The sequence below is a fragment of the Rugamonas violacea genome (assembly GCF_016461825.1).
Lineage (GTDB): Bacteria > Pseudomonadota > Gammaproteobacteria > Burkholderiales > Burkholderiaceae_D > Rugamonas.
This window is the reverse complement of sequence record NZ_JAEMNU010000022.1, coordinates 191,933-202,143: the sequence shown is the minus strand read 5'-3', so window position 1 is coordinate 202,143 and position 10,211 is coordinate 191,933. Positions and strand designations below refer to the sequence as shown.

11 protein-coding genes are annotated in these 10,211 nt (G+C 66.5%); 3 read left to right on the top strand and 8 right to left on the bottom strand.

The window, feature by feature from the left end:
• Positions 1 to 70: 70 nt before the first annotated feature.
• Positions 71 to 415: a hypothetical protein gene (locus H7U20_RS04590; protein ID WP_199518419.1), complete on the bottom strand. Its 345-nt coding sequence runs from the start codon at positions 413 to 415 to the stop codon at positions 71 to 73.
• A gap of 72 nt (positions 416 to 487) precedes the next feature.
• On the opposite strand from H7U20_RS04590, the gene H7U20_RS04585 reads away from it, so the two are divergent.
• Positions 488 to 718: a nuclear transport factor 2 family protein gene (locus H7U20_RS04585; RefSeq protein ID WP_199518418.1), complete on the top strand. Its 231-nt coding sequence runs from the start codon at positions 488 to 490 to the stop codon at positions 716 to 718.
• On the opposite strand, the gene H7U20_RS04580 is transcribed toward H7U20_RS04585, so the two are convergent.
• Positions 703 to 1,038, bottom strand: a complete 336-nt coding sequence (locus H7U20_RS04580) for a beta/alpha barrel domain-containing protein (protein ID WP_199518417.1) — start codon at positions 1,036 to 1,038, stop codon at positions 703 to 705. The genes H7U20_RS04585 and H7U20_RS04580 overlap by 16 nt on opposite strands.
• Before the next feature lie 94 nt (positions 1,039 to 1,132).
• On the opposite strand from H7U20_RS04580, the gene soxR reads away from it, so the two are divergent.
• Positions 1,133 to 1,603 (top strand): redox-sensitive transcriptional activator SoxR, encoded by a 471-nt coding sequence (gene soxR / locus H7U20_RS04575; RefSeq protein WP_199518416.1) that lies wholly within the window; start codon positions 1,133 to 1,135, stop codon positions 1,601 to 1,603.
• An 82-nt stretch (positions 1,604 to 1,685) separates the two neighbouring features.
• Here soxR and nagZ read toward each other — a convergent pair whose 3' ends face one another.
• The 6 genes from nagZ to H7U20_RS04545 all read right to left on the bottom strand — a co-directional run bounded on the left by nagZ (position 1,686) and on the right by H7U20_RS04545 (position 8,890).
• Entirely contained in the window at positions 1,686 to 3,230 is a 1,545-nt protein-coding gene (gene nagZ, locus H7U20_RS04570; protein WP_199518415.1) for a beta-N-acetylhexosaminidase, read from the bottom strand.
• Positions 3,231 to 3,286: 56 nt separating this feature from the next.
• Positions 3,287 to 4,252 carry a phytanoyl-CoA dioxygenase family protein gene (locus H7U20_RS04565; RefSeq protein WP_199518414.1) on the bottom strand — a complete coding sequence of 322 codons (966 nt, stop codon included), beginning with the start codon at positions 4,250 to 4,252 and terminating at the stop codon, positions 3,287 to 3,289.
• 1 nt (position 4,253) lies between these two features.
• Positions 4,254 to 4,901: a GNAT family N-acetyltransferase gene (locus H7U20_RS04560; protein ID WP_199518413.1), complete on the bottom strand. Its 648-nt coding sequence runs from the start codon at positions 4,899 to 4,901 to the stop codon at positions 4,254 to 4,256.
• A complete protein-coding gene (locus H7U20_RS04555; protein WP_199518412.1) occupies positions 4,898 to 6,367 on the bottom strand; it encodes a glycosyltransferase in 1,470 nt (489 codons plus the stop codon). Before H7U20_RS04555 ends, H7U20_RS04560 begins: the two co-directional genes overlap by 4 nt.
• 131 nt (positions 6,368 to 6,498) lie before the next feature.
• A complete protein-coding gene (locus H7U20_RS04550) occupies positions 6,499 to 7,716 on the bottom strand; it encodes an MFS transporter (RefSeq protein ID WP_199518411.1) in 1,218 nt (405 codons plus the stop codon).
• Positions 7,717 to 7,954: 238 nt separating this feature from the next.
• Positions 7,955 to 8,890 (bottom strand): LysR substrate-binding domain-containing protein, encoded by a 936-nt coding sequence (locus tag H7U20_RS04545; RefSeq protein WP_199518410.1) that lies wholly within the window; start codon positions 8,888 to 8,890, stop codon positions 7,955 to 7,957.
• Positions 8,891 to 9,054: 164 nt separating this feature from the next.
• On the opposite strand from H7U20_RS04545, the gene H7U20_RS04540 reads away from it, so the two are divergent.
• Entirely contained in the window at positions 9,055 to 10,167 is a 1,113-nt protein-coding gene (locus H7U20_RS04540; RefSeq protein WP_199518409.1) for an NAD(P)-dependent alcohol dehydrogenase, read from the top strand.
• The last annotated feature ends 44 nt before the right edge of the window (positions 10,168 to 10,211 follow it).

The following is a 10,211-nucleotide window of genomic DNA, read 5'->3' as shown; positions in this document are numbered from 1 at the left end:
GACGGGGTTTCAACGGTGCCCTCAAGTCAAGCGGCCAAGCGGCGCCGCCGCCCAGTCCCCGCCACCACGCTTACTGCGGCAGACGGCCGACCATCGCATTGCCGTCGAGCAGGGTCAAGTCGCGTCCGGCGACATCGGCGCAGCCGCGCCGGCCGGCCGAGTTGCCCGGCACGCGGACCTCGGTGCCGTCCACGCTGAGCTTGGCGTCGAAGGCGTCGAGCGCGCAGACGCGGTAGGAGCGCGAGCTGTCGCCGAAATAAAAACGGGTCTGCGCGCGCACGGCGAAGCAGCCGCTCTGGCATGCCTCGACCGCGTACGGCGAGGCCGGCGACTGCGACCCGGATTGGGCGTTGCCGTTGGCCGAGGCCAACAGCGCGAGGGCGGCGCTCAGGCCGGCGAAAAAGAGGATGCGCATGGACTTGCCTTTTGAGTTGGAAATATTGCATTATAGGCAGCTTCGCCATGCAGCAAACTCTGGAGGCCCACAATGAATCCCACTGAAATGCGCACGCTGGTCGACCGCTACCTCGACGCCTACAACAACATGGACGTCGCCGCCATGCTGCTGACGGTCCATCCCGACATCGAATTCCAGAACATCGCCGACGGCACGCTCAACGCCAGCACCAGCGGACTGGCCGAACTGAAGGCGCTGGCCGAGCAATCGCTGCCGATGGTCTCGGAACGGCGCCAGCAGATTGGCTATAACTGGCTATAGCTGGCCATGTCGGCGCGGATGCCCAGACGGAGCAGCATCTCCTGCGGATCGACGCCCATCCGCCGCTGCATCGCCCGCACCTCGTGGCGGGCGTGTTCGATCGACTCGGCGCGGTCCCACTCGACGATGGTGACGATGTTGACGTCGCCCGAACGCGACTGCTGTTCCAGGATATGGCTCTGCAGGCAGCCGTCCAAGCTGCCGAGCAGCGCGCCGGTCCGGCTGACCTGGTCGAGGAACTCGTCGCGGGCGGCGGCGGGAACGATGAATTTATCGACGCGGAACAGCGTCGTCGGCGCTCTGGCCAGTTTCTTCAGCATACGATGCCTTTCTTGAAGTAAAGGTGCAACTGGACCCAGTGTAAAACCTCAAGTAAGATTGATGTCAAGCGCGAATTCAACGGGGGCATCGACGATGGAGCAACAATGTGGCGAGGGCATCAAGTTTTCCCTCAGCGTGGGCGAGGTGTCCAAGCGCAGCGGCGTGGCCGTCTCGGCGCTGCACTTCTACGAGGCCGAGGGCCTGATCCACAGCAGCCGCACGGCCGGCAACCAGCGCCGCTACCCGCGCGACGTGCTGCGCCGGATCTCCTTCATCCGCACCGCGCAGCGGGTCGGCGTGCCGCTGGCCGAGATCGCCGAGACGCTGCGGTCGCTGCCCGACGGCCGCACGCCGACCCGCGACGACTGGACCCGGCTGTCGCTGGCCTGGCGCGCCCGCCTCGACGAGCGCATCCGCATGCTTGAACGGCTGCGCGATAAGCTCGACGACTGCATCGGTTGCGGCTGCCTGTCGCTGGAACGCTGCCGCCTGCGCAACCCGGCCGACATGCTGGCGGCGCGCGGGCCGGGCGCGGTCTGGCTGGAGTCGGACGCGGCCGGCTGATCCGGCGCGCCGCGGTCTTGCGGCAAGTGGAAAGCTGCGACGGCCGGAGCAGCGGCCGGCGGGTTCGCGCCGGCCGGGCCGCCTAGGCCGCGCTGAGCAGGCGCTCGACCACCGGCTCCAGCGCCGCCGGGCGACAACCGTAGGCCGCCAGACGGCCCTGGGCGCCGACCGCCAGTTCGAGATCGTAGGGCAGACGTCCGGCCACCACCCACAGGCGCTCGGCCGGCAGCGCCGCCAGCAGGTGGCGCTGGCCCTCGACCAGCATGGCGTTGTAGGTCTGCACCACGATCTGCCGGGCGCCCTCGGCGAAGGCGATGGCCTCCGCCACCTCGTGCGCCGGCGCCTCGGCCGACAGGGCGTACTCGCGCACCGCCATGCCGGCCCGCCGCAGGCCGTCCAGCATGGAGCTGCGCGCCTCCTGGTTGCGCGCGCTGGCCACCTCGTCGATCTCGCTGCGGTTGCGCACCTCGACGGTGATCAGCGTGATCGGCAAGGTCGGGTCGAGCGGGCGGAAGGCGCCGGCCACCGTCAAGGCCTGCTGCTGCACGCGGCGCGCCAGCGCCAGCGCCTCGGCCTTCATCAAGCCCTGCGGCAGCGCCGGCCGGGCGCGCCAGTCGCGCACCGCGCCGACCTGCTTGAGGTGGCGCACCCGCGCCAGCGCCTCGTCGATGCGCGCCAGCGGCAACGCGCCGCTGTCGACCGCCGCCAGCACGGCGGCGATGGCGGCGCGCTGCTGCTGTTCGCGGTGCGAGATCAGCACGATGTCGGCACCGGCCTGCAGGGTGCGCACGGCGCCCTCGGCGACGCCGACGCCGTCGGCGATGGCGCCCATCTCCAGGCAGTCGGAGATGATCGCGCCCTGGTAACCCATCTCCTCGCGCAGCAGGCCGGTCAACACGGCCTTGGACAAGGTGGCCGGCACGCCGGCGTCCGGCTCGAAGGCGGGGAAGGCCAGGTGGGCCGTCATGATGGCGTCGACGCCCTGCGCCACCGCCGCGCGGAACGGCGCCAGCTCGACCGCGCGCAGACGCTCCTGGTCGTGCGTCACCGAGGCCATGGCGTAGTGCGAGTCGGTGCCGGTGTCGCCGTGGCCGGGGAAGTGCTTGGCGGTGACGATCATGCCGGCGCCCTGCTGGCCGCGCAGCGCCGCCATGCCGTATTCGATCACCGTGGCGGCGTCCTCGCCGTAAGCGCGCACGCCGATCACCGGGTTGAGGCGGTTGTTGTTCACGTCCAGCACCGGCGCCAGCAGCATGTTGATGCCGATCTGGCGCATCTCGTCGCCGTTGACGAAGTTCATCTGCTCGCAGTCGGCCACCGAGCCGGCGGCCTGGAAGGCCATCGCGGCGGGGATCGGCGTGACGCCCTGCTCGATGCGCATCACCATGCCGCCCTCCTGGTCGAGGGCGATCAGCAGCGGCTCGTCGCTGACCTCGGCGTTGATCGCCTGCAGCTGCTGGCACAAGGCCGACACCTGGGCCGGCGTGTGCACGTTGCGGCGGAACAGGATCACGCCGCCGATGCGCTGCTCGCGGATCAGCCGGGTGATGGCCTCGTTCGGCTCCAGCGCGTCGAAGCCGACCATGAACAGTTGTCCGATTTTTTGTTGTAAGTTTAGTTGTGCCATCTGTTTGTCCCCTATTTGGTCCATTAAAAAATTCCGTCTGTTTTTGTCCGCGCGGGCTATTCGCGCCACGGCCGCAGGCCCAGCAAACGTTCGCCCAGTTCGCTCAGCCGCGCCGTCTGGTAGCGCTTCTGCTCCAGGCCGCGCGGGTCGCCCTGCAGGCTGTAGCCCTGCGGCGCCAGGCGCTCGCGCCACGAGCGGATGCGCCAGTCGCGCAGCTCGGCGTTGTCCGGCTGGGCCGGCATCATCGAAATGTACTGCGCCATCCGCACCTTCTGGCGCGAGACGTTTTGCCGGATGCCGTGGCATAGCTTGCTGTTGAAGATCAGCAGGTCGCCCTTCTCCAGCGGCACCGGCACCAGCGTCTGGTCGGCCACGTTGGGACGATACCAGTCCCAGTCGGCCGGCTGGCGCGCGCGCCAGCCGGCGTAGTCGCGGAACACCTCCGGCACGCAGACGAAGCCGCCCACCTCCGGGTCGGTCTGGTCGCTGATCGACAGCACGCCCTGCACGTTCTGCGGATCGGTGTCCGGGTCGTAGTCCCAGTGCATGAAGCTCTTGAACTCGAAGCCCGGCTCGGGCGGCAGGTTGAAGTTCAAACGGTCGATGCTGACCCACAGCTCGGCCGTGCCCCAAATGTCGACGAAGGCGTCGTGCACGCGCGGCGTCTGGCGCGCGTCCCACAGGTACTGGTGGTTGTACAACTCGATCATGCCGGCGTTGTAGCTCAACACGGTCTTGCGCAACGCGGACTTCTGCGGCGGATACCAGGTGCCCGGATCGTCGCGCTCCATCTCCTCGAACTCCCAGGCCAGGCGCTCCAGATTGTCGATCTTGTCGCGCTCGACGGCCTGCTTGACGACCACGTAGCCGTTGCGCGTCCAGCACTGCCAGTCCTGTTCCGACAACACCCGCAACGGCGCGCCGGAGGAGCGGTCGTTCAGCCGCAGTCCCGCCGTGCCCACCGTCGACTTGTTGCGTTGCTCGATGCTGTTCTTGCCGATGCTTTCTATTGTGTCGTCCATCTCAGTCTCCTGGCAAAGCCGCCGTCTTGGCGAAGGTGTCGTATTCGAGAAAGTGCAGCCGTTCGAAGAACAGCTCATAGGCGTAGCCGAAGCTGCCGCAGATCCTGAAGCCCTTCTTCAGATACAGCCGCAGGGCGTCGCTGCGCTCCCACACGGTGAGCACGATGCGGCCGCTGTTCTTGCTGCGCGCCAGCCGCTCGACCTCGCCCAGCAGAGGCGTCAGCAGGCCCTGGCCGCGATAGCGCGCCTCGACCGCCAGGCTGGCGACGAACAGGTCGCCGGCGCGCGTGTGCTGGCGCACGAAGGCGTCGTAGGCGTCGTCCATGGCGCGCACCTCGTCGCGGTAGTAGGAGGCGGCCGGAATCCGGCCGAACTCCTCGACGGTGGCCGCCGTGAAGAAGCCGGTGAAGTTGCGCTCGGCGTCGTACATGCCGTAGACGTGGTCGATATAGGGCTCGATGTTCTGCAGCCGCTGCAACTGCGGCAGCGGCAGTTGCAGCTTGTTGCCGACCGAGCAGTACTCCAGATAGCTGGTGGCGAACAGCAGCTCGGCCATGCGGTCGCGGTGCGCGTCGGCCACCTCGGCGCCGGCGACGAAGTGGACCGCCGGGGCGCTGCGCCCCATGGTGGATGCCGGCGCGGCGCTCATGACGGCTCGTACAGTTCGACGCGGCTGTGGCGCGCGCGGCGCGGCGCGGCGTGCTCCAGCGGCTCGGCGCCGCGCGTCTTGCACCAGAAGTCGCCGCGGCGGATGCGCTCGCTGTTCTTGCTCATCAGGTAGGCGGCGAACAGCGAGTTGACGCGGTCCAGGCTGGCGTCCTGCGACAGGAAGGAGTAGTAGTTGCAGCTCTCCGGCTGGGCCCGCAGTTGCGGCGCGTAGGCCATGCGCGGCACCTCGCGCACCCAGGTGACGTCGGCGACGCGCTCCAGGTCGACGGCGCGGTCGAGTTTCCAGTCCAACTGCTCCAGCGCGTCGACGCAGCGCTGGTAGCTGCGCTCCTCGGCGGCGCTGAGCGGCATGGCCGCGTTGCTGATGGCATCGACCCGCAGGCGCATGCCGGCCAGGCCGCTGATCAGGCTCTCCACCTTGCCGTCGTGCAGGATGGCGTGGCACTGCGCCATCTCGTGGTGGCTGAGGAAGGTGCGGCCCAGGTGGCGGTGCCATGCGCCGTAAGTGGCGTCGTGCAGCCGCCCGGCGTAGCGCGCCGGCGCGTCCGAGCCGTCCCCCTTGTCCGGCACGCTGTCGTCCATCAACGCCAGGTTGGCGTTCATCTGCTCGACGATCTGCTTGAGCGCCGAATTGCCGCGCTTGGCGATCAGCAGGCCGTTCTCGTCGCTGAACAGGTTGAGCCAGGAGACGAAGTTGGCGCTGATCTGGCCGGAGACCGGGTCGACCTCGAAGTTGACGTAGTCCGGCACCTCCGGCTTGGCCAGCAGGGCCGTGGCGAAGCGGTAGGGCATGGTGTCGGCGTCGAGGTAGATGCCGCCGAATTCGCGCAGGATCAACAGGCGGAAATAGTCGGCCAGGTTGACGAAGTAGCGCTTGTCGTGCAGCTGTTCAAGCAGCTCGATGGCGCCGCCGGAGCACTGCTGCGCCAAGGCGCGCAGGCCGTGCACGGTGAGGATGTTGCGGCCGACCACGTAGCTGCCGATCACCTGCCGCGGCCCGCCGCGCGACGGCCGGAAGGCCGGATCGTGGGCCAGTTGTTCGGCGTCCCACACCCACAGCGCCAGCCGGTATTCCTGCTCGTTGACCGCGCCCACCTCGGTGATCGCCGCCTCCCACTGGCAGACCGATTCGCGCGCCAGCGCCGGCAGTCCGCCGCCCATCCAGATGCGGTGGATCAGCAGCTCGTCGGCGGCCAGGCTCTGGGTCGGGATGCCGGTCAGCGAAGACATGTTGCGCGCGTCGAAACGGGCGAAATTCTCCTTCACCAGCGAGCGCAGCTCGGCCAGCCGGCGCCGGTAGCCCTCCTCCAGGATGCGCAGGCGCAGCGCGTGTTCGCGCTGCACTTGCGGGTCCTGGCGGCAGAAGGCCTCCCATTGTTTGCAAGCCATAAACGCCGACTTCAGGTCTTTGATCAGCACTTCATATTCAAGATCGAAATTCATCATGTTCTCATCCAGCGAAAAAGCGTCAGAGGAAATGCGGAGGTTCTACTTTCATACAACGACTTCGCGACAGCGCCGGTCGCGCTGGACCGCGCGCAGCGGCGCGCGCACGGCGCAGCGCCTGCCGTCGATTGCTACAGCGCGGCGGCGGCCAGCGCCGGGCGCGGCTGGCGGGCGTCGTGCCGGCGCGCCAGGTGGAACAGGCCCAGGCAGATCACCAGGCCGAGCGGTACATTGAACAAGGCATACGAGGCCAGCGAGTAGGCGTAGTGCTCGCAAACCAGGTTGTAGATCTCCAAACCGGCGGAGATGTAGACGCAGTACAGCAGGCTCATCGCCGAGGAGGTCAGGCTCATCGACTCGCCGGTGGCGGTCAGCGAAATGCGGATCAGCGCGCCGTTGAACAGGCCGAAGCCGGCCGAGAAGACGAACATGGCGGCGATGAACAGGTGGCCGTTGTCGCGCAGCACGCCGGCAGCCAGCATGCCGAGCAGGGCCAGCACGGCGCCCTGGCGCAGCAAGCGGCTGAGCGAGAAGTTGTCGCCCAGGCGTTGGATCGCCACCGTACTGAGGATGAAGCCGGAGAAGATCACGCACTGGTAGAAAATGTAGCTGCCGTAGGAGGCGCCCATGCCCTGCAACATGATGGCCGGCGACAAGCCTATCCACGCCGTCAGCGGCGTGATGGAGATGCCGGCGATGAAGATGCCGAACATGAATTTGCGGTTGCCGAAGATCTTGCGGTAGCTGGCCGCCATCTCCCGCACACTGGCCTTGGGTGCGGCGGCGTCGTGCGCCGGCATGAAGCGGAACAGGCCCAGCCAGGCCACCGCGCCCAAACCGAAGGCCACCGCGAAGATGGCCTGCCACGGCGCCACGGCGATGATGGCGCTGCCGACGACCGGGCCGATCAACGGCGCGAACACGGTGGTGTTGCCCATGATGGTGGTCAGCTTGACCGCCTCGGCGTCGTCGAACAATTCGTGGATGGTGGCGTAGCCGATGAAGATGAAGCAGGAGCCCATGCCCTGGAAGAAGCGGATGGTGAGGAACTCGGTGATGGTCTGCGAGAACGGCACGAGGAAGGTGGCGACGAGGAACAGCGCGTTACCGAACAACATCACCTTGCGCTTGCCGACGCGGTCGGCCAGCGGGCCGAGGAAGATCTGCAACAGGCTGCCGCCCAGGATATACAGGCTGAGCGACATGCCGATGTAGCGGCTGGATGACTGGAACTGCTGCACCACCTGCGGCATCGCCGGCATGATCATGTCGTTCGACAGATAAACCGCCAGCTCGTACAGGACAAAAAACAGCGAAAAATACACCAGGGATCTTCTGTTTCCGAACATATTTCCACTCCAATGTGCTTGTGATACTGGCCATGCAGGAAGTAAGCTTGGTGATACCAGATGCTTACTTTATTGCAATGTGGTCTTACATTGGAATGTATACTATCCGAAGTGGTCACATATTGGTATTTGTTTAAATGGATTTATTTGTAACAAAAGTTAACTAGTAACTATTATTTCTGTACTGACCATGCCGGCTGTCGAAGGCTCCGTCGGCCGCGCCATCGAGCCGGTTTGCTCAGTCCGGCACCACGCGCATGCCGCGCACCGGATCGTCCAGCGCCTTGAACTGTTCGACCATGAAATCGATCAGCACGCGCGCCGACGGCAGCATGCCACGCCGGGTGGGGAACACCGCGTAGATCATTTGCAACTGCGGCGCCCACTCGGGCAGCAGCTCGAGCAACTCGCCCCGGGCGATGTAGTCGTGCACCAGCGACATCGGCATCTGCGCGATGCCGACCCCATCGAGCGCCGCCGAACGCAACATCGCCAGTCCCTTGGTCACCAGTTGCGGCACGTGGGGGACCAGCGTGGCCTGTTCGCCGTCGCGATGCAGCAGCGTCCAGCTGTAGTCGCGCTGCGGGCTGCCGTGGTGGACGCTGGGGAAGCGCGACAAGTCCGCCGGCGCGCGCGGCTGGCCGATGCGCCGCAGCAGCGCCGGGCTGGCGACCAGGCATTGCTGGCGCTCCGACAATATCCGGCTCACCAACTCCGAATCCTGGAACGGCGGCGGCCGCACGCGCAGCGCGATATCCACGCCCTCGGCGACCACGTCGACATGGCGGTCGCTCGACTCCAGATGCACCTCGACACGCGGATAGGCGGCCATGAAACGGCTGACCATGCCGCCCACGCATTCCTCCAGCAGCGTCACCGGACAAACCAGGCGCAGCAATCCGCCCGGCTCGGTGCGGCTCATGGCGACCGCCGCTTCGGCCGCCGCCGCCTCGGCCAGCATGGCGCGGCAATGGGCGTAGTAGGCCTGGCCCAATTCCGTCACCTTGAAATGCCGCGTATTGCGGACGATGAGGCGCACGCCCAGGCGTTGCTCCAGCAGTGCGATGCGCCGGCTAAGGTTGGATTTGGGGATGCTCAGCGCCCGCGCCGTCGGCGCGAAACCGGCGTGGTCCACCACCATCACAAAGTATTGCAGGTCGTTGAGATCGAGCACGGCGGGACGTCTTTACGCTGAAAGGGCGGCCATTATACGAAGCGGATGGGGCGCCGCGCCGTCCCGCCCATGGGAAGCAGCAGCCCACTTTTAGCGACTAGCGCGTTGAGAGGCAGGGCTCCTAGACTGTCGCCGTTTGATTCATTCCAGCTAAGGAGATACCGATGGAAATTACCGCAGCGCTAGTCCGAGCGGCGAAACAGGCACTCGACGTGACGCAGTTGCAACTCGACGAGCCGCGCGACGACGAGGTCCTGGTTCGCGTGATCGCCAGCGGCATTTGCCGCACCGACATCGATGTCCGCGACGGCTACCTGCCGACCCCGACTCCCGTCGTGCTCGGCCACGAGGGCAGCGGCATCGTCGAACGGGTCGGCCGCCAAGTGCGCCAGTTCGCGCCCGGCGACCACGTCGTGCTGTCGATGGGTTCCTGCGGCGTGTGCGAGTCCTGCCGGCTGGGCCAGCCGGCCTATTGTGTGCAACACCTGGCGATGAATTTCATGGGCTCGCGTCTGGACGGCTCGGTTTGCATGCACGACAACGGCAGCGACGTGCACAGTCATTTCTTCTCGCAATCCTCGCACGCCACCTTCACTGTGGCCCACCACAGCTCGCTGGTCAAGGTGCCGAACGATGTCGACCTGCGTTGGCTGGGACCGCTGGCCTGCGGCGTGATGACCGGCGCCGGCGGCGTCATCAACACACTGAAGCCGGAGGCCGGCAGCAGCGTGGTGATCTTCGGCGCCGGCACTGTGGGACTCAGCGCCCTGATGGCCTGCAACATCGTCGGCTGCGCCAGCCGCATCGTGGTCGACAACAAGCCGGAACGCCTGGCGCTGGCCAGGGAGCTCGGCGCCACCCACACCATTCTGTCCGGCGCCGAGATCGACGTGGCCGAGCAGGTGCGCAAGTTGACGGACGGCCTGGGCGCCCACCATGCCTTCGAATCGAGCGGCGTGAAGAGCGTGATCGGCAGCGCCTTGAACGCGATCCGCGAACGCGGCACTTGCGTGGTGACGGGGGTACTGCCGCAGGGCAGCCTGGTCGAATTCGACGCATGGAACTTATTGCGGGGACGGACCGTCAAGGGCAGCGTGATGGGCGATTGCCTGCCCTCGCAATTCATTCCACGCCTGGTCGAGTTCTACCGCCAAGGCCTGCTGCCGCTGGAGAAAATATCCAGGCTCTATCCCTTGGCCGACATCAATCAAGCCATCGCCGACGGCATTTCCGGCGCGGTGGTGAAAGCCATCGTCGTCATGCCCCACGGCCAATAGCCCGGGCCGCCTTAACTATCTCCGCACACCCGATACACACTGGA